At 64.0% G+C, this 18,083-nt stretch carries 16 protein-coding genes; 7 read left to right on the top strand and 9 right to left on the bottom strand.

Features of this window, described 5'->3' with window-relative positions:
- The first annotated feature begins 8 nt into the window (after positions 1-8).
- From O0879_RS19750 to O0879_RS19775, 6 genes are all read left to right on the top strand, one after another.
- Positions 9-314 carry an integration host factor subunit beta gene (locus tag O0879_RS19750; RefSeq protein ID WP_008446215.1) on the top strand — a complete coding sequence of 102 codons (306 nt, stop codon included), beginning with the start codon at positions 9-11 and terminating at the stop codon, positions 312-314.
- 124 nt (positions 315-438) lie between these two features.
- On the top strand, positions 439-741 hold the full coding sequence (locus tag O0879_RS19755) for a LapA family protein (protein ID WP_077400759.1): 303 nt from the start codon (positions 439-441) through the stop codon (positions 739-741).
- A gap of 46 nt (positions 742-787) precedes the next feature.
- A complete protein-coding gene (gene lapB / locus O0879_RS19760; RefSeq protein ID WP_077400762.1) occupies positions 788-1,963 on the top strand; it encodes a lipopolysaccharide assembly protein LapB in 1,176 nt (391 codons plus the stop codon).
- Positions 1,964-2,102: 139 nt separating this feature from the next.
- Positions 2,103-3,470 (top strand): UDP-glucose/GDP-mannose dehydrogenase family protein, encoded by a 1,368-nt coding sequence (locus O0879_RS19765; protein ID WP_099665144.1) that lies wholly within the window; start codon positions 2,103-2,105, stop codon positions 3,468-3,470.
- Positions 3,467-4,420, top strand: a complete 954-nt coding sequence (rfaE1, locus tag O0879_RS19770; protein ID WP_251349952.1) for a D-glycero-beta-D-manno-heptose-7-phosphate kinase — start codon at positions 3,467-3,469, stop codon at positions 4,418-4,420. The genes O0879_RS19765 and rfaE1 overlap by 4 nt, the downstream gene beginning before the upstream one ends.
- Positions 4,421-4,584: 164 nt before the next feature.
- On the top strand, positions 4,585-5,292 hold the full coding sequence (locus tag O0879_RS19775) for a helix-hairpin-helix domain-containing protein (protein ID WP_289918309.1): 708 nt from the start codon (positions 4,585-4,587) through the stop codon (positions 5,290-5,292).
- A gap of 86 nt (positions 5,293-5,378) precedes the next feature.
- On the opposite strand, the gene O0879_RS19780 is transcribed toward O0879_RS19775, so the two are convergent.
- From O0879_RS19780 to O0879_RS19795, 4 genes are all read right to left on the bottom strand, one after another.
- Positions 5,379-6,224, bottom strand: coding sequence for a sterol desaturase family protein (locus tag O0879_RS19780; protein WP_289918310.1), 846 nt, complete (start codon positions 6,222-6,224; stop codon positions 5,379-5,381).
- Positions 6,225-6,300: 76 nt separating this feature from the next.
- Complete coding sequence (locus O0879_RS19785; protein ID WP_289918311.1) at positions 6,301-7,059, bottom strand: PEPxxWA-CTERM sorting domain-containing protein; 759 nt, start codon at positions 7,057-7,059, stop codon at positions 6,301-6,303.
- A gap of 230 nt (positions 7,060-7,289) precedes the next feature.
- Entirely contained in the window at positions 7,290-8,855 is a 1,566-nt protein-coding gene (locus tag O0879_RS19790) for a phospholipase D family protein (protein ID WP_289918312.1), read from the bottom strand.
- A 125-nt stretch (positions 8,856-8,980) separates the two neighbouring features.
- Positions 8,981-10,750 (bottom strand): FAD-dependent oxidoreductase, encoded by a 1,770-nt coding sequence (locus O0879_RS19795; RefSeq protein WP_289918313.1) that lies wholly within the window; start codon positions 10,748-10,750, stop codon positions 8,981-8,983.
- Positions 10,751-11,002: 252 nt separating this feature from the next.
- Between O0879_RS19795 and cysM the strand changes: the two genes are divergently transcribed.
- A complete protein-coding gene (cysM, locus tag O0879_RS19800) occupies positions 11,003-11,905 on the top strand; it encodes a cysteine synthase CysM (RefSeq protein WP_289918314.1) in 903 nt (300 codons plus the stop codon).
- Between the two features lie 100 nt (positions 11,906-12,005).
- Here cysM and O0879_RS19805 read toward each other — a convergent pair whose 3' ends face one another.
- The 5 genes from O0879_RS19805 to O0879_RS19825 form a co-directional block, all read right to left on the bottom strand.
- A complete protein-coding gene (locus O0879_RS19805) occupies positions 12,006-12,338 on the bottom strand; it encodes a hypothetical protein (protein WP_034751784.1) in 333 nt (110 codons plus the stop codon).
- A 438-nt stretch (positions 12,339-12,776) separates the two neighbouring features.
- Positions 12,777-13,937: a lytic murein transglycosylase B gene (mltB, locus tag O0879_RS19810; RefSeq protein WP_289918315.1), complete on the bottom strand. Its 1,161-nt coding sequence runs from the start codon at positions 13,935-13,937 to the stop codon at positions 12,777-12,779.
- Between the two features lie 8 nt (positions 13,938-13,945).
- The gene (locus O0879_RS19815) at positions 13,946-15,967 is read right to left on the bottom strand and encodes a DUF3488 and transglutaminase-like domain-containing protein (RefSeq protein ID WP_289918316.1); all 2,022 of its coding nucleotides are present in this window, start codon (positions 15,965-15,967) and stop codon (positions 13,946-13,948) included.
- Complete coding sequence (locus O0879_RS19820) at positions 15,964-16,962, bottom strand: DUF58 domain-containing protein (RefSeq protein ID WP_289918317.1); 999 nt, start codon at positions 16,960-16,962, stop codon at positions 15,964-15,966. The genes O0879_RS19815 and O0879_RS19820 overlap by 4 nt, the downstream gene beginning before the upstream one ends.
- Positions 16,963-16,967: 5 nt before the next feature.
- The gene (locus O0879_RS19825; RefSeq protein WP_251349961.1) at positions 16,968-17,876 is read right to left on the bottom strand and encodes an AAA family ATPase; all 909 of its coding nucleotides are present in this window, start codon (positions 17,874-17,876) and stop codon (positions 16,968-16,970) included.
- Positions 17,877-18,083 lie beyond the last annotated feature (207 nt).

Genomic DNA, 18,083 nt, shown 5'->3' on the forward strand with positions numbered 1-18,083 from the left:
TACGGCAGATGACAAAGTCCGAGCTGATCAACCGCCTCGCTGAGCGTTATTCTCAGCTGGTGGCGAAAGATGCGGAGTATGCCGTCAAGACCATTCTCGATGCGATGACCAACGCCCTGGCGACTGGTCAGCGTATCGAGATCCGCGGTTTTGGCAGTTTTGCCCTGAACAGCAGGCCCCCGCGCATCGGCCGCAACCCGAAATCCGGCGACAAGGTGATGGTTCCCGAAAAACGGGTACCCCACTTCAAGCCGGGCAAACAGTTGCGCGAGCGGGTGGACGCGATGGTCGGACAACCGATCATCGAGGATTAATCGTCTGCTGGAAGGCGACACAAAGAGCGGCGTCCTTGGATGCCGCTTTTTTTTGTTAATATGTTCTAAGTTTATGCCCTGTCGGCATTCACACCACCTTGTGTAGCTTTCTTTGGACCTATCGATGAAAATCATCTCCACCATCGTTGGCTGTGTTCTCTTCGTCCTGTTCTTCAGTTTTGCGCTGAAGAATGCGCAGGTTGTCGACCTGCATGTTTTCCTCAATTATGAAATTCGCGGCCCCCTGGTCCTGATGCTGCTGGGCTTTTTTGTCGCCGGCGCCAGCCTGGGCGTACTGGCCCTGACGCCGACCGTGTTCCGTCACCGCCGCGAAGCGAGCAAGCAAAAAACCACCATTGCCGCGCTGCAAACCGTTGGCGTGGCCAGCAATGTCCAGCCGCAACCGGACAGCGTGAGCGCGCAGTAAGCGGCGCCATCGCTCCTATCTCTCTTACTCGAATAAAAACAATCGCATGGATTTTGAACTCTGGTGGCTCTTGGGTATCCCCGTGTTTTTCGCGCTGGGCTGGATTGCCGCGCGTGTTGACATTCATCAACTGGTGTCCGAATCGCGCAGCCTGCCGCGCAATTACTTCAAGGGCTTGAATTTCCTGCTCAATGAACAGCACGACAAGGCCATCGACGCCTTCATCGAAGTCGTCAAGCTGGACCCGGAATCGGCCGATATGCACTTTGCCCTGGGTAACCTGTTCCGCCGCCGCGGCGAGACGGAGCGCGCCATCCGCGTGCACCAGAACTTGCTGGCACGCCCGGACTTGCCGCTGGAGCAGCAGGGCCATGCTGCCTATGAGCTGGGCATGGATTACCTGAAGGCGGGTCTGCTGGACCGAGCCGAAGAAACCTTCAACAGCCTGGTCGACACGCAATATGCGGCCCAGGCGCGCCGCGCGCTGCTGGAAATCTACCAGCGCGAAAAGGAATGGCCACGCGCCATCGAAGCGGCCGTGGGCTTGCAGGAATCGGGCGCCGGCGCGCGCCAGAAGGAAATCGCCCAGTTCTATTGCGAACTGGCGCATGACGCGCTGGTGCACATGAAGCCGGACGAAGCCATGCCGCTGCTGGAAAAAGCCTTGCAGACGGACCGCAAGAGCGTGCGCGCCACCATCCTGACGGGCGACGTGCTGCTGGCGCGCGGCGACGTGGAAGGCGCGCTGACCACCTGGCGCCGCGTGGAGCAGCAAAGCGTGCCGCACGTGGCACTGGTGGCGCAGCGCCTGATGGATGGTTATACCAAGCTGGGCCGTCCACAGGAAGGCGTCAACCTGCTGCGCTCCTACCTGGAAGAGGCGTCGTCGATCGACTTGATCGAAGTCGTCTTCAAGGCCGTCATCGAGCTCGACGGCGTGGAAGCGGCGAAACAGCTGGTCAGCGCCGAGCTGCGCCGCACGCCGACCCTGCTGGGCCTGGATAAACTGCTGGAAGCGCGCATGATGGATGCGCCGGCCGCCATCTGGTCGGAGCTGTCGATGGTGAAAAACCTCGTGCACGGCTATACGCAGAAGCTGGCCCGCTACCAATGCAGCCACTGCGGGTTCAAGGCGCGCCAGTTCTATTGGCATTGCCCGGGCTGCAACAAGTGGGAAACCTATCCGCCGCGCCGCACGGAAGAGCTCAACGTCATGAATTAGTCGTGCGCAGCACAGGGCCCATGGCTGCGTTGCAGCGCCTCGCCGTACTATTCGTACTGTCTTCGGCGCCGCGCCTTGCCCTGAACCCTGTGCTGTGCACTTGCAGGTCAGATACCCATATTACAAATACGGCACAACCATGAAAATCACCATTATCGGCACGGGCTATGTGGGCCTCGTGACGGGCGCCTGCCTGGCGGAGCTGGGCAATGACGTCTTTTGCCTCGACCTCGACGTACAGAAGGTCGCCTTGCTCAACAGCGGCGGCATCCCCATCCATGAACCGGGCCTGGAAGAAGTCGTGGCGCGCAACCGCGCCGCCGGGCGCATGACCTTTTCCACCGACGTCGAGGCTGCCGCCGCGCACGGCGTGATGCAATTCATCGCCGTCGGCACGCCGCCCGATGAAGACGGCTCGGCCGACCTGCAATACGTGCTGGCCGCCGCGCGCGGCATCGGCAAGTACATGACGGACTTCAAGGTCATCGTCGACAAGTCCACCGTGCCCGTCGGCACGGCCGAAAAAGTGCGCGCCGCCATCCAGGGCGAACTCGATGCGCGCGGCGTGGCGGCCACGTTCTCGGTGGCGTCGAATCCGGAATTCCTCAAGGAAGGCGCGGCTGTCGAAGACTTCATGCGCCCGGACCGCATCGTCATCGGCGTCGACGCCACGCCGGACGGCGAACGCGCGCGCGAATTGCTGAAAAGCCTGTACGCGCCGTTCAACCGCAACCACGAGCGCACCTACTGGATGGACGTGCGCTCGGCCGAATTCACGAAATATGCGGCCAACGCCATGCTGGCCACGCGCATCTCGTTCATGAATGAGCTTGCGAACCTGGCCGACAAGGTGGGCGTCGATATCGAAGCCGTGCGCCACGGCATCGGTTCCGACCCGCGCATCGGCCACAGCTTCCTGTACGCCGGTTGCGGCTACGGCGGTTCCTGCTTCCCGAAAGACGTGCAGGCGCTCGAGCGCACGGCGCGCGGCCATGGCCAGGAATTGCTGATCCTGCGCGCCGTTGAAGCCGTCAACGACCAGCAAAAGCAGGTGCTGGGACGCAAAGTGGTCGCTCGCTTCGGCGAAGACTTGACGGGCCGGCATTTTGCCGTCTGGGGCCTGGCCTTCAAGCCGAATACGGACGACATGCGCGAAGCGTCGGCCCGCGTGCTGCTGGCCGACTTGCTGGGGCGCGGCGCCACCGTGGCCGTGTACGACCCCGTCGCCATGGCCGAGGCGCGCCGCGTGCTGCAACTGGACTTGACGCCGGAGCAACTGGCCAAGGTGCGCTTTGCCGACAGTCCGAAGGATGCGCTGCAGGACGCCGATGCGCTGGTCATCGTGACGGAATGGAAAGCCTTCCGCAGCCCCGACTTCGAGCAGGTCAAGGCGCGCCTGAAGCAGGCCGTCGTCTTTGATGGGCGCAACCTGTTCGAGCCGGCCGTCATGGCCGAGAATGGCATCGAATACCACGGGATCGGCCGCTCGATCCTGACGCGCGCATGAGCGCCCACGAGGTGGTCGCCTTGACGGCGCCGGCCGCGTTGGCCCAGGTACGCCTGCTGGTGGTGGGCGATGTGATGCTGGACCGCTACTGGTTCGGCGACGTCAGCCGCATCTCGCCGGAAGCGCCCGTGCCCATCGTGCGCATCGAAAAGCGCGAGGAACGCCTGGGCGGCGCGGCCAACGTGGCGCGCAACGCGGCCGCGCTGGGCGCGAAGACGAGCTTGCTCGGCGTGGTGGGCGACGACGAGGCCGGCAGCCAGGTCGAGCGCCTGCTCGAAGGCGGCGGCATCCACAGCTATCTGCAGCGCGATGCAGCCATTTCCACCATCATCAAGCTGCGCGTGATCGGCCGCCAGCAGCAGATGCTGCGCATCGACTTCGAGGATGCGCCCAGCGATACGGTGCTGCGCGACAAACTGGCGCAGTTCAACGCGCTGCTGCCCCATTATGACGTGGTGATCCTGTCCGACTACGCCAAGGGCAGCCTGGTGAACGTGGCCGAGATGATCAAGGCGGCCCGGGCCGCCGGCAAGATCGTCATGGTCGACCCGAAAGGCGATGATTTCAGCCGCTATTCAGGTGCGTCAGTGCTCACTCCGAACAAGTCCGAGCTGCGCCGCGTGATCGGCAGCTGGAATACGGAGGAGCAACTCACGGAGCGCGCGCAGCAGATGCGCGCGCAATTGGGCCTGGACGCCTTGCTGCTGACCCGTTCCGAAGAAGGCATGAGCTTGTACACGGCCGATGAGGTGCTGCACATGCCGACCGATGCGCGCGAAGTGTTCGACGTCTCGGGCGCCGGCGACACGGTGATCGCCACCATGGCAGCCATGCTGGGGGCCGGCATGGCCCTGGGCGACGCCGTGCGCACGGCCAACCGCGCCGGCGGCATCGTCGTCGGCAAGCTGGGCACTGCCACCGTCACCCGCGACGAGCTGTTTTCGCAGTAATATGTTGTATCGCCTGCGCCGGACCGTTTGATCTGGCGCAGGTTTTCCCGCAGTTCCGCAGTCCCATCTTGTCAACCGTATCACGCTACAGCCGTTAAGCCGTTAAGGCGCTGTTCCTCCCTTGCGTTCGAGTCATCTTGAAACCACATCACGGAGAGATACCCATGTTTAAAAAAATACTGCTGGCCATCGCCACCCTGATCGCGACGATGGGCTTTGCCTTTGCCCAGGTCGATGTCAACAAGGCGGACCAGGCGGCACTCGACAGCGTCAAGGGCATCGGCCCCGTCACGTCGAAAGCCATCGTCGATGAGCGCGCCAAGGGCGGTGCCTTCAAGGATTGGGCCGATTTCGAAAGCCGCGTAAAAGGTATCGGCCCGAAAAGTTCCGTGAAACTGTCGGAAGCGGGCTTGCAAGTGAATGGCCAGGCCAAGTCCGGCGCGCCAGCGGCACCCGCTCCGGCGGCGAAAGCTGCCCCGGCAAAAAAGGATGCTGCAGTGAAGGAAGTTGCAGCGAAAGAAGCCGCACCGAAGCCAGCTGCTGCGACCGACACCGCTGCGGCACCAGCCAAGTCGGCCGCTGAAGCGAAGAAGGAAGCTGCTGCCGCCAAGAAAGAAGCCAAGGCCGCTGCCGTTGCCGCCAAGAAAGAAGCCGCCGCCAAGGCAGTGCCTGCTGCTGCGCCGGCTCCCGCTGCTGCCGCGGCCGATGCCGCCCCTGTGAAAACGGCTGCCGAAATGAAGAAGGAAGCTGCTGCTGCGAAGAAAGCGGCAACGGCCGCCAAGAAAGAAGCCAAGGCTGCGGAAGCGGCTGCGAAGAAGGAAGCCAAACTGGCTGCTGCCGACGCGAAGAAGGCAGAAGCCGAGAAAAAGTAAGCGTGTTGCTGTAAAGCGTGTTGCGTGGTGGTGCCGCGCAGCACGAGAAGAAAACCCCGCGTGGTACCGGCCGCGCGGGGTTTTTTTTATTCCGCGGCCGGAACTTCCCGCTTGCCGGTGGGCCGGAATGGCGCCGCCAGTTGCCCTGGCAGCGTCTTCGGCATGTGCGCCTCGATGCCGCAGGCATCGGGCCATGTGCGCGGCAAGTGATGGGTGCCGAACACCCGGTCCAGCACGGGCAGGGTCGACGCATAGTTGCGGTTGATGTGTTCGAACTTGCTGTGGTGCCAGTGGTGGAAGGCGGGCGTGGCCACCAGCCATTCCAGCGGGCCGAAGCGCCAGCGCAGGTTGGCGTGGATGAAGAAACCCCAGACGGTGCCGATCAGCAGCAAGAGCACGGGTGCCGCGCTGCCTGCCGCGCCGGGGCCGGCCAGGCCCAGCAGATACAGCGGTGTCAGGCCGAACAGGCGCGTGATGACCATGTCGACGGGATGGGTGCGCGTATTGGCGAGGAAATACAGCTGTTCCGTGCTGTGGTGCACGGCATGGTAGCGCCACAGCCATGGAATTTCATGGCTGAGCCTATGCCCCCAGTAAGTGCCGACTTCGCCGATCAGCAAGCCCAGCAGAAGCTTGCCCCACAGGGGCAGGGTAGACAAGGTGGCGGGGATGGCGTCCGGCAACAGGTGCTGGCCGGCGACGGCGAGCAGGGCCAGCGGCGCGGCCAGCACGGCGGCCGGCAGCAGGCTGCTGATGAAATAAAAGCCCAGGTCGCTGAACAGTTCCGTGCGGGAGCGCCCCGCCTGGCGTTCGCCAAAGAAGCGCTCGAGCGGCACGAAGATCACGGCCAGCAGCACCAGCCACAGGCTCAGGCGCAGCACATCGACGGCGATGCCGGGCAGGTGGGTTTGCAGGGTGTGCAGCAGGCTCATTTCATTCCATCAGGTAAGAACCAAAAAATCCGGACAAAGCTGGGCTGGTCCGGATTCTGTCACGCGCGCTGGCGGCTCAGATTGCTACAGCAGCCTTGCGGCGGCGCGCCATGAACCCCAGAAGGCCCAGGCCGCCGATCAGCATGCCCCAGGTCGACGGTTCCGGCACGGCCGACACCAGCGAGACACCGTCGAGCAGCATGAATGGCGGCGCGCCGGACGGGCTGCCCTTGGCCATGAACGACAGCAATTCGCTGCTGTTTGCGGCCGTGAAGGTCATGCTGGCCTGGTGCCAGCCCGTGAAACCCTGGCTGACGTTGGCCAGGGATGCGGTCTGCTGTTTGCTGTTGCCCAGCGACACATCCCAGTAATTGACCAGGTTATCGCCACGGAAGCCCACCTGCTGGGCTGCGCCGTAGGAAAAGCTCAGGGTGTAGGCCTGGCCGGGGATCAGGCCGCTGACTTGCTGCGTGACGGGGCCGGGAAAGTAATCCCAGTCGGCCGCCAGTACATTGCCGCCCGTCGGGCTGGCGCCCAGGCCGTTTTGCGGGCCGTGGCCGCTGTATGAATTCGGACCCCACAAGGCCAGCGCCGTCGCGGCGTTGGTGTCGTCGATGTTGTTACCGTTCAAGACGAAGTTATAGCCTTTGCTGGACCAGTCGCTCAGGTAGGTGCGGTCCGCGCGGGCGTACGTGCCTTCGTTCAGCTGTTTCGAGGTACCGTTGCTGGTCAGTTCGAAATCGCCATTCTTGACCAGGTTGGTCGTGGCAGCCTGGGCGGCGGTGACGCACAGGGAAGCGACAGCCAGCACCAGCAAGGTAGATGTTTTACGCATGATAAAGCTCCAAAAGTGACAGGGTAGTGTTGCAGTCTGTCGGCGAGCTTTTGGCCAACGTTTATTCAATCGCGGAAGGGGCGAGAAAGGTACTTCAGGGACAGCGGTGGTGTCCCGTCGAAGCGATTATAGCAGCGTTTGGCAAAACGGCATCTAACATGTCTCGAAAACAACAAATATTTTTAGATGGTAATCTTGCCAGGATTAAAGTTTTTACATGCCGCGCACGCCTACAGCTGCGATTCGATCGGCAGCCAGCGCATCACGGACACCAGCATGCGGCGCCAGAAGCCTGCTTCGGGATCGTGCGTCCAAACCTTGGCGGGCTCTTCGGTAGCATCGGACCAGCGCAGGGCGCCGTTGTCGAGGAACACGCGGTAGCTGGTGTCGCTGGCCGTCGAATGCTGGAACAGCGCGCGCATGTCGGCCGCCAGTGCGGCATCGTCGAACAGCACGCCCATTTCCGTATTCAGCTGGGCCGAGCGCGGATCGAGGTTGAAGGAGCCGACGAAACCCCGCTGGCTATCCACCACGACGGCCTTGGTATGCAGGCTGGCGCGGCTCGACCCCATCAGGCTGATGCGCTTGCGGTGCAGGGTCTTCAATTCATACAGCTCGATGCCGCCGCCCAGCAGCGCCTGGCGGTAGCGTGCATAGCCTGCATGCACGAGGGCAACGTCGGTGGCGGCCAGCGAGTTGGTCAGCACCTGGACCTGGACGCCGGCGGCAACCTTTTTACCCAGGGTATGAGTCAGTTCCGCGCCGGGCACGAAGTATGGCGAGGTCAGCAGTGCTTCCTGGCGCGCGTCCGTCAGCAGCGGCAGCAAGCTGTGCATGAGCCAGTGCTCGCTACGCTGCAAACTGGCCACGGGCGCGGCTTTTTCCGGCGGGTCCGACAATACTTGCACGTGCGTGCTCCAGTGCAGGCGCAGCCGGCCATCGAGGTGGGCTTGCAGCTGGCCCGCATCGGTCAGCTGGCGCAGGTAGGGCGAGGCGCCCAGTTCACCGGTCAGCGCGTCGAGGCGGGTGCGCACGGCCTGTAGCTCCGATGCGCCCGTGTTCTTGCCAGCGTGCAAGGCGCTGATGGGAATGACGGCGCGGCTGTTCCAGAAGCGGTCGAAGATGTCGCTCGTCTGCTGCACGGCGGGTCCCACCAGCAGCAAGTCGGCATCCTGGAAATTGACTTGTTCTGCGGCATCGAAGTATTCGTCGCCGATATTGCGCCCGCCGACGAGGGCGACCCTGCCGTCGACGATCCAGGCCTTGTTGTGCATGCGCCGGTTCAGGCTGACGGCGCGCAAGGCCATTTCCATGGCGCGCAACCAGATGCCGTCGCGGTTGCGGCCCGGATTGAAGATGCGCACGTCGATCAGCGGGTGGCTGTCGAGCGCCAGGATGGCGGCGTCCTGGCCCCGCGCGTTGATATCGTCGAGCAACACGCGCACGCGCACGCCACGGTCGGCCGCGCGCAGCAGTTCGCGCACGAGCAGGCGTCCCGTGACGTCGTTATGCCAGATGTAGTATTGCAGGTCGATGCTGCGGCCCGCTTCGCGCGCGCTCAGGGCGCGCAGGGCGAACGCTTCCAGGTTGTCGTCGATCAACGCCGTTCCGCTGTGGCCCGGGCGTTGCGCCAGTTGCGGCGCCAGCACGCGGTCGAGCAGGGTGGCGTCCGCCGCCACGGGCAAGGCCATCCCTGGCGCACCCAGCGACCGCTCGGCGAAACGTCCGTAGCTGTACAGGGCGGCGATGCTGAGCACGACAAACAAGGTGGCCAGCAGCAACAGTTTGATGAGCATGCGGCGCACCGTCAGCGGACCGCGGGCATGTTGCGGCGCGAGGAAAGCTTGGCGGTGTGGGGCATGCGGACTCTTTCAGCTGGATGGCAACAGCCGATTGTAGCAGTTTCTACAATGCACGATTTTCAGGCGGAGCCAGCCGGCAACCGCGCCAGAAAGCCATGAATCTGCGACACCACGGCCGCCCCTTCACCGACGGCGGCGGCCACGCGCTTGGTGGAACCGGCCCGCACGTCGCCGATGGCGAACACGCCCGGCACGCTCGTTTCCAGGGCGGCCCGCTCCGGCAAGTCCGGCGGCGGGTAGGCTAAATGCGCAGCATGGCCGTGCGCGCGGCATTCGGCGCGCGTGACGTCGAAGCCCGTGCGGATGAAGCCCTGTTCATCGACGGCCACGGCGCAGTCGTGCAGCCAGTCCGTGTTCGGATCGGCGCCGACGAAGAGAAACACGCGGCGCACGGCGCAAGCGGCTTCCTCGCCCGTGCGGTTGTTGCGCCAGCGCACCTCCGTCAATCCATCGTCGTCGCCTTCGAGGGCGATGATTTCCGTGTGCGTGTGCAAGGTGATGTTGGGCGTGGCGGCGATGCGCTCGATCAAATAGCTCGACATGCTGGCCGCCAGCCCTTCGCCGCGGATCACCATGTGGACCTTGGAGGCGTGGCCGGAGAGAAATACGGCCGCCTGGCCGGCTGAATTGCCGCCACCGACCAGGATGATCTCTTCCTGCCGGCACAGCTTGGCTTCGATGGGCGAAGCCCAGTAATACACGCCCCGTCCCTCATACGTTTTCAGGTTCGCCAGCGAGGGGCGGCGATAGCGCGCGCCGCACGACAGCACCACCGTGCGGGCCCGCACCTGCGTGCCGTCGCACAGGTTGACGCGCAGGGGCCAGGTGTCGCACAGCAAGTTGGCCGCGCTGGCCGGCGTGGCGATTTCGACGCCGAATTTTTGCGCCTGCACATAGGCGCGCCCCGCCAGGGCGCGGCCAGAGATGCCGGTGGGAAAGCCCAAATAATTTTCGATGCGCGCGCTGGCGCCTGCCTGGCCGCCGTACGCGCGCTGCTCCAGCGCCAGCACGGTGAGACCTTCGGAAGCCGCATACACGGCCGTGGCCAGGCCGGCAGGGCCGGCGCCCACCACCAGCACGTCAAAAATCTTGTCGCCGGACAAATCGGGCAGCATGCCCAGGCAGCGCCCCAGTTCCGCATTGCCGGGATTCTTCATGATCTTGCCGTCCGGACAGACCACCAGCGGCCACTCCTGCGACGTGGGCTGGTAGCGCCCGGCCAGCGCGGCGGCGGCCGCATCCGTGGCCGGATCGAGCACCGTGTGCGGATGGCCATTGCTAGACAGAAAACTTTGCAGGTGGAACAGATTGCCATTGCCGCGCGGCCCCACCAGCACGGGGCCGCCCGAGTTGGATTCGATCAGCGCCACGCGGCGCAGGATCAGTGCGCGCACGATGCGTTCGCCCATCTCTGCCTCGGCCACGATCAGCGCGCGCAAGGATTCCGAGCTGATGTCGAGCAATTCCACGGCGCCCACGGCGCTGCCGTTGACGAGGGTGGGGCGGCCGGACAATTGCGCCACTTCGGCAATGAAGTGGCCGACGCCCACTTCGCGCAGCTGCGACGCCTGCCCCAGCACTTCGTGACGCTTGATGCTGACCCGCCCGGACAATATCACCAGCATGCCGAAGCTGCTGCTGCCCGCCTCGAACAGCGTATCGCCATCGGCAAAACGCCGCCGCGTGCCATAGCGCTGCAAGCGCTGCAGTTCGAGCGCGGTGAAGACGGGCGAGATCTGGTGGCTGCGGCCCTGCAAGTCGAGCGTGGCAAACTGGACGGGATCGTCCTGCGTCGTTTCGGGAATGAATTCGGGTGTGTTGCTGGCCATGGCGAGTCCGTTCGGAGGCTGAATAAGCAAATAACAAAAATAACTAACAGTGGCGAGTCTAGCGCATGCGGCGCGCGCCTGCCGCAATCACCCTTGTACACGCCCGGAAACGGCAGCGCGGCAGGCGCCGTGCGGGATGCGGCGGCGCAGCCGGACGCGCACGCAGGCCCGGATGCAGGCGCCGATGAGCGATACGCCACCCAGCATCTCATATTAGAATGGGTCTTTGTTGAATCTACTCAAACAGACACGATGGCTTACAAGACACTTGAAGATACGATAGGCAATACCCCGCTGGTGCAGCTGATGCGCTTGCCGGGTGCCGATGCGCTTGCGCGCAACAACGTCATCCTTGGCAAGCTGGAGGGCAATAATCCGGCCGGCTCCGTGAAGGATCGCGCCGCCATGTCCATGCTCAAGCGCGCTGAAGAGCGCGGCGTCATCAAGCCGGGCGATACCCTGATCGAGGCGACCAGCGGCAATACGGGCATCGCGCTGGCCATGGCCGCCGCCTTGCGCGGCTACAAGATGCTGCTCCTGATGCCGGATAATCTCAGCGTGGAGCGCCGCCAGAGCATGGCCGCCTACGGCGCCGACATCCTGTTGACGCCGAAGACGGGCGGCATGGAATATGCGCGCGACCTGGCCGAGCAGATGCAGAAGGATGGCCGTGGCGTGATCCTCGACCAGTTCGCCAACGAAGACAATTCGCGTGCCCACTATGAAAGCACGGGGCCGGAAATCTGGCGCGATACCAATGGCCAGGTCACGCATTTCGTCAGCGCCATGGGCACGACGGGCACCATCATGGGCGTGTCGCGCTATTTGAAGGAGCAGAATCCCGCCATCCAGATCATCGGCGCCCAGCCCGAGGAAGGTTCGCAGATTCCCGGCATCCGCAAGTGGCCGGAAGCGTACTTGCCGAAAATCTATGACAAGTCGCGCGTGGACCAGGTGGAATACGTGAGCCAGGGTGTGGCCGAACGCATGGCGCGCAGCCTGGCGGCGGAAGAGGGCTTGTTCTGCGGCATCTCGGCTGCCGGCGCGTGCGAGATCGCGCTGCGTATCTCGCAAACGGTGGAAAACGCGACGATCGTGTTCGTCGTCTGCGACCGTGGCGACCGCTATCTGTCGACCGGCGTGTTTCCTGCTTGATAGTTGATACGGGAAAATAATATCGGCCAGAACGGCCTGAGAACTGCTGGAAATACCCCCTCCCCATGGCGGGGAGGGAAAACCTGCGCAACTGGCAGGATCAGCCTTGTGGCGTTTCGCCTTCTTTTGGCTTGAATTGCTTGTCGCTGATGCGGAATTTGTTGCGGCGGTCACCCATCAGGTAACGCAGGTCGCGGATGCTCAGGTCGCTAACTTCGTGCATGCGAATCAGCAGCGATGCGCCGACCGGCAGGCGGTGGTGGCGGATTTTGCTGATGACTGGTGGCGCTACTTCCAGCGCGCGGGACAGGGCTGCGTCGTTTTTCAGGCGCAGGTTTTCGATCAGGGTATCGAGCAATCTGTTTGGGTTGTATTGAAGCAGATCGTCGGAGTCCGAATCGCTGTTCATATCAATGCCGACTTGGTTTGTCATGATGTTATTGTTCCTTCTGTAGTTGCACTGCAAAGTAAAAAACACTCGGAGCTCGCTCTTGCTGCGTTCATGTTCATTCTTTACTAAAAGGAACGAATTCACACACGGTACGATCCGGGATACAGTTTTTCGTAATATATACACAATTGTACAACAGGATTCAATTTCAGGCCGGAAAGCCCAGTAATCTTGCTTTGTACAAAATAGGTGTTGTCTTGTTGCAACACCTATTTATTCTTTATTATGCTCTATGATAGAACAAAAATTGTACTTTGACAAAAGTTAAGTATAAAACCATTTCCGTATTCCGTGCCGCACAAAGGCTGGCGAGCAAGGCTGGCACATGTTATCGGCCCTACCATAGACTTGTTTTCTGGTCGCTTCAACATCCCTTACGCTTTCTTACAAGTAATATTATAACTTTACACCGACTTTCAGTTAGCGTGCGCGCACTTGACTGATGGCCTTGCCCAAGTCGATCACTGACATGGCATAAAAATAACTTCTGTTGTACTGAGTTATAGCAAAGAAGTTATTGGTTGCCAAGTGATACTCAGTTGCTTCTGAACCATTTTGCAGATCGATCAGGCCGAACAACATGTTCTGCGGCGTGGACGGGGCGGCGCTCACGCCGGCCTCCTGCAATTCCGCCAGCCGGTACTTGGCTTGCAAGCCCTGGCCGATGAACTTTTCCCAGGCGCGGCTGGCCGAAACGGTGACGGGATAGGTGCTGATGGCCGGATCGTCGCGCCGCCAGCCGTGCTCGACGAGGAAATGCGCGACGCTGCCGATGGCATCGGACGTGGAATTGCGCAGGTCGATGTGACTATCGCCATCGAAGTCCACCGCATATTTCATGATGCTGCTAGGCATGAACTGGGGCAAGCCAATGGCGCCCGCATACGAGCCGAGCAGGGTCAAGGGATCGATGCCATCCTTGCGCGCGTACAGCAGCGCGTTTTCCAGTTCTCCCTTGAAAAACTCCATGCGCGCGGCGCGGGTCGGGCTTTCCGGATAGGAAAACGCCAGGGTGGTCAGCGCGTCGAGCACGCGGAAGCGGCCCGTGTTGCGTCCGTACACCGTTTCCACGCCGATGATGCCGACGATGATTTCGGCCGGCACGCCATACTCGCGTTCGGCGCGCGCCAGCGCTTCCGCATTTTCTTCCCAGAATTTCACGCCCGCATTGATGCGCACCGGTTCGATGAAGCGGGCGCTGTACGCTTGCCAGTTCTTCGGCTTGCCCGGCGGGGCCGGCTTCATCAGTTGCACGGTCGATTCGACATAGCGCACCTTGCCGATCAGGGTATCGAGTTCGGCGCGGTTAAAGCCATGCTTGGCGGACATGTCGTCGAGGAAGGCGCGTACTTCTTTCCAGTTGGCATAGTCGACAAATTCGCCCTCGAAGTCGAATTTCGCCGGTGCTTTCGTCGCCGCCGGCTTGCTGGCGACCTTCTTGACGGGCTGGGCCTTGGCCGCGCGCACGGCACGGGCGCGGTCGGCGTCGGAAATATTGCTGTTTTCGCCAGCGTGCGCGGTGGACAGGCACAGGGGAAGGGAGAGGAGCAGGGACAGGGCGGAGGTTTTGATCGGTAACAAGGAGCGTCTCATCGGCATTGGGTTAACAGGCGGCGCAAGCTGCGCCGCGCGCGGAGTTGTTCGTCTGGGTTGGCATTACCATACTTCATCGCGGCATAGATTGCCAGAAACTGTGCGATGGCGGCGTGCGCTTCGGGCGTGGCCTTGCCTGCGGCCAACCGGGCAGCATAACCGTGCGGGCCTTCATGCGGCGCACGGCTGTAGCCGCGCCGCGCCTGCCGCTGGCAAAACTGCGCGTACAGGGCGTCGAGCGGATCGCCTTGCCGCGCCTGCCGCCACCAGACCAGTGCGCCGGCCAGGGCGGACAGCAGGGCCAGCACGGCGCAAGCGGCTGCCAGTTTCTTTGCCGGCACGTTTTTCAAGCCATCGAGCATGGCGCGCCGGCGTTGCGGCGTGGTGTCGAGCACCCAGCGGCTCCAGGCTTGCTCGGCTTGCTGCCATTGCTGGCGCCACGCGGCAAGCGCTGCGTGCGCGCCGCCGTCGAGGCCGGCCAAGGCGCGCCATGCCGTCAGCGGCGACGGGGCCGGCGGCAGGGCGGCATCGAGGTTGCGCTCCGTGCGCAGGGGCGCGACGGCGCTGGTGGGATCGACGCGCACCCAGCCCTGGCCCGCCAGCCACACTTCGCTCCAAGCATGGGCGTCGGACTGGCGCACGCTCAGGCTGTTGTCTGTCGCGCCATGCAATCCGCCCTGGTAACCGGTGACGACGCGCGCGGGAATGCCCATGGCGCGCATCAGCACGACAAAGCTGCCCGCGTAATGTTCGCAAAAGCCCGCTTGCGTGGCAAACAGGAAGTCGTCGACGCCATGCTTGCCCAGCAGCGGCGGCTGCAGGGTGTAGCGGAAGGGCGCGCGGCGGAAGTGCTCGAGCACGGCGGCGATGGCGTCGGCGGGCGCCAGCGCCTGCGCGCCATGGCCGCGCAATGCGCGGGCCCAGGCCACGCTGCGCGGATTGCTGCCGGCAGGCAAGGCCAGCCAGGGCTGCTGTTGGGCAACAGTCAGGCTGGTCTGCAAGCGGTAGCGGGGCTGGGAACTGACGCGGTAACGGACGGTCGAAGTAATGGGCTGTATGGTCAGCACTTCCAGCGCGGACGACACGACATACGGATTGCCGGGCAAGCGTTCGATGCTGCGCGGCACGTCGAGCGCGAAGATGCGCCGCTGGCCGCTCGCTTGCAACGTCACTTCGTATTGGCTGGGCTGGCCTTCTAGGGCGATGTCTATGCGGCTGTCGCTGGCAGGCATGCGCTGGCCAGCGCCCCTGCGCGTCCAGCTGGCGCCGTCGAAGTCGCCCAGCACCACGCCGCGCCAATACAGCTGGTCTTGCGGCGGGAGCGGGGTGCTGAAACGGGCTGTGAAGACGGGTTCGTTTGACAGGGCCAGCGAGGCGATGGCGCCCGGCTGCATGCTGTCAGACAAGCCCGTGCGCGCCTGCGTGCCTTCTGGTGCCGCGCCCCACAGGGGGCCGTCGACGCGTGGCACGGCAAGAAACATCACGGCCGACAGGGGAAGGGCCAGCGCCAGCATGCGCCCCAGCAAGCCCAGCCTGTGCGCCAGGCGCGGTTGCACGGCGCCATACTGGGACGACAGCAGGCCGGCCAGCAGGACGATGACGGTGGCCAGCATCCAGGCGGCGCTGACGATGCCTTGCGCATGAAAGAAGTTCGCCAACAGGAGGAAAAAACTGAGGAAGACAAACACGAAGATGTCGCGCCGGCCATGCATTTCCAGCGATTTCAAGGCCAGCAGCAAGGCCAGCATGGCCACGCCCGCATCGCGTCCCAGTACGGTGCCGTAGCTGGCATAGACGGCGGCGATGCCGAGCAAGGCCAGCGGCGCGAGCACGGCCAGCTGCGGCTGGCGCCGGCCCCGCACGGTGATGAAGGCGCGCCACAGCAGGGGCGCGGCGGCGGCGGCCGACAGCCATGGGGGCAGGTGCAGCGCGTGCGGCGCCAGCACCATGGCGGCGGCCAGCAACAGCAGCAGGATGTCGGCCTTGTCGCGCGGCAAGTTGGCTAGCCATTGCCTCATGCCAGGGCCTCATCCTGTGGCAAATCGTGCAGGGCCAGCGCGCGCAGGCAGGCGTCGCGCTGGCGGGCGCCCAGGGCCGGCGCCACGGTCAGCGCGCCCAGGCGCAAGCCGTATGGCAGGCCCGTGCGTTCCGCCTGCAGCACCCAGGCGGCCAGGCGCGACAATCGCGCTTCCGGCGCCAGCGCGTGCAGGGCGGCGTGCTCGAGCGCGATGCTGTCAGGGGCGTCTCCCGTTGGCGCGTCGGCGGCTGGCTGGAATTGCTTGCTGAATAAATGCTCGCCGTCATGGCGGGCGATCTGGCGCCAGGCCAGGCGCCGCAGCGGGTCGCCCGCTTGGTAGGCGCGCACGCCCGCCAGTTCCACTGCCAGTTCCAGGGCGCCATCGGACGTGCGTGGCCGTGCTTTCTGCCGTGTCTGCTGTACTGTGCCGGCCGGCAAGGGCAGCGGCGGCGCGTTGTGCTCGGGCTGCGGATACACGAGCACGCGCGCCTCGGGCTGCCAATGGCACCAGGCGATAAACAGGCCCAGCGGGAAACTGCCGGACAGGCGCAGCGGCGGGGCAATCACCCATCCACGTTGCCGCGCCGCAACGACGATGGTGACGGCCGTTTCCCCGTGGGCGACGATGTCGACCGGGCCGGGTGCCGCCGCCGAATCGCGCATGGCCAGGTGGATCGCATGGCGCGGGCGCGTGCTGCGGTTGATCAGGCGCAAGGTGAACGTGGCCTGGCTGCCCGCGAACACGGGATTGCCCGGGGTGGCGGCCAACGCCAGGCCCGCCAGGTTACGGCTGGCAAACAACATGTCGGCGATGGCGCAGGCGGCCGCGAAACAGGTCAGCGCGTAGCCCAGGCCCAGGCGGTAGTTGACGGCGGCGATCCACAGCGCCAGCAGCAGCGCGGCAAACGCCAGCCCCGCGCGCGAGGGACGGATGTGCACGCGCTGCGCGCCCAGCCAGGGGCGCGCCGGCAGCCAGCGGATGGTGCGCAGGCGCACGGCTGTCAGACGGGTGTCGCCAGCAGCAATTGCTGCAGCAGCATGCGGCTGTCCGTGACCCCTTGCGCGGCGTGCAGGCGGTGGGCGCAGACGGGAATGAGTACGGCTTGCACATCGTCGGGCGTGACGTGGTCGCGTCCGGCCAGGGCGGCCCAGGCGCGCGCCGCCTGCAGCAAGGCCAGCGCGGCGCGCGGGCTCAGGCCATCGGCAAACACGCCCGGCACGCGGGTGGCATGCACGAGGGACAGCACGTAGTCGACGACGGCAGGTGAGGCGTGGATGGCGCGCAAGCCCGCTTGCGCCTGCAGCAACTCTTCCGCGTTCATGACGGCCGGCAAGGTTTGCAGCATGGCGCGGCGGTCGGCGCCCAGCAGCAGTTCCCGTTCGGCGGCCGCATCGGGGTAGCCCAGGGTGACGCACATGAGAAAACGGTCCAGCTGCGATTCGGGCAGGGGGAAGGTGCCCAGCTGGTGCGCGCAGTTTTGCGTGGCGATGACGAAAAACGGCTGCGGCAGCGCGCGCGTGACGCCATCGAGCGTCACTTGCCGCTCTTCCATCGCTTCCAGCAAGCCCGATTGCGTCTTTGGCGTGGCGCGGTTGATCTCGTCGGCCAGCAGCACCTGGGTAAACAGGGGGCCTGGATGAAAGATGAAACTGCCACTGCCCCGGTCATACACGCTCATGCCGGCCACGTCGGCGGGCAGCAGGTCGCTGGTAAATTGCTGGCGCTTCCATTGCAGGCCCAGCGAGATGGCCAGCGCATGCGCCAGGGTCGTCTTGCCCACGCCGGGCACGTCCTCGATCAGCAGGTGGCCGCCGGCCAGCACGCAGGCGAGGGTCTGGCGGATCTGTAACTGTTTGCCGACGAGAACTTCGCCGATCTGCTGTGCGGCCTGGTGTATTTTCGAAAACATGCTATTTCTATCACAGTAAGACGGATTATTTAATTTACAATCGCTTTGGCCAGGTCAAACCGCGCCGCCCGTCGCCTGCGCGCTCGTGGTAGATTAGCGTGACAGCAAAGGCGGCAAGGGCGGCACAGACCAGCCAGTGATTTTATGCGAGAACGGGCCAGGCAGGCAGGAATGCTCTGCAGTGATTCCGGCATGCGTTCCCGGTAT

Origin of the sequence: Janthinobacterium sp. SUN120 (assembly GCF_030397735.1) — a bacterium.
GTDB lineage: Bacteria > Pseudomonadota > Gammaproteobacteria > Burkholderiales > Burkholderiaceae_D > Janthinobacterium > Janthinobacterium kumbetense.

Excerpts from the sequence above, each read along its gene's own strand:
- O0879_RS19755 (WP_077400759.1), top strand. The coding sequence starts at position 439 with ATGAAAATCATCTCCACCATCGTTGGCTGTGTTCTCTTCGTCCTGTTC.
- O0879_RS19805 (WP_034751784.1), bottom strand. The coding sequence starts at position 12,338 with ATGACAAACCAAGTCGGCATTGATATGAACAGCGATTCGGACTCCGAC.
- O0879_RS19795 (WP_289918313.1), bottom strand. The coding sequence starts at position 10,750 with ATGGCCAGCAACACACCCGAATTCATTCCCGAAACGACGCAGGACGAT.
- O0879_RS19775 (WP_289918309.1), top strand. The coding sequence starts at position 4,585 with ATGTTTAAAAAAATACTGCTGGCCATCGCCACCCTGATCGCGACGATG.
- O0879_RS19815 (WP_289918316.1), bottom strand. The coding sequence starts at position 15,967 with ATGAGGCAATGGCTAGCCAACTTGCCGCGCGACAAGGCCGACATCCTG.
- O0879_RS19790 (WP_289918312.1), bottom strand. The coding sequence starts at position 8,855 with ATGCTCATCAAACTGTTGCTGCTGGCCACCTTGTTTGTCGTGCTCAGC.
- O0879_RS19750 (WP_008446215.1), top strand. The coding sequence starts at position 9 with ATGACAAAGTCCGAGCTGATCAACCGCCTCGCTGAGCGTTATTCTCAG.
- cysM (WP_289918314.1), top strand. The coding sequence starts at position 11,003 with ATGGCTTACAAGACACTTGAAGATACGATAGGCAATACCCCGCTGGTG.
- O0879_RS19825 (WP_251349961.1), bottom strand. The coding sequence starts at position 17,876 with ATGTTTTCGAAAATACACCAGGCCGCACAGCAGATCGGCGAAGTTCTC.
- O0879_RS19765 (WP_099665144.1), top strand. The coding sequence starts at position 2,103 with ATGAAAATCACCATTATCGGCACGGGCTATGTGGGCCTCGTGACGGGC.
- lapB (WP_077400762.1), top strand. The coding sequence starts at position 788 with ATGGATTTTGAACTCTGGTGGCTCTTGGGTATCCCCGTGTTTTTCGCG.
- O0879_RS19785 (WP_289918311.1), bottom strand. The coding sequence starts at position 7,059 with ATGCGTAAAACATCTACCTTGCTGGTGCTGGCTGTCGCTTCCCTGTGC.
- O0879_RS19780 (WP_289918310.1), bottom strand. The coding sequence starts at position 6,224 with ATGAGCCTGCTGCACACCCTGCAAACCCACCTGCCCGGCATCGCCGTC.
- rfaE1 (WP_251349952.1), top strand. The coding sequence starts at position 3,467 with ATGAGCGCCCACGAGGTGGTCGCCTTGACGGCGCCGGCCGCGTTGGCC.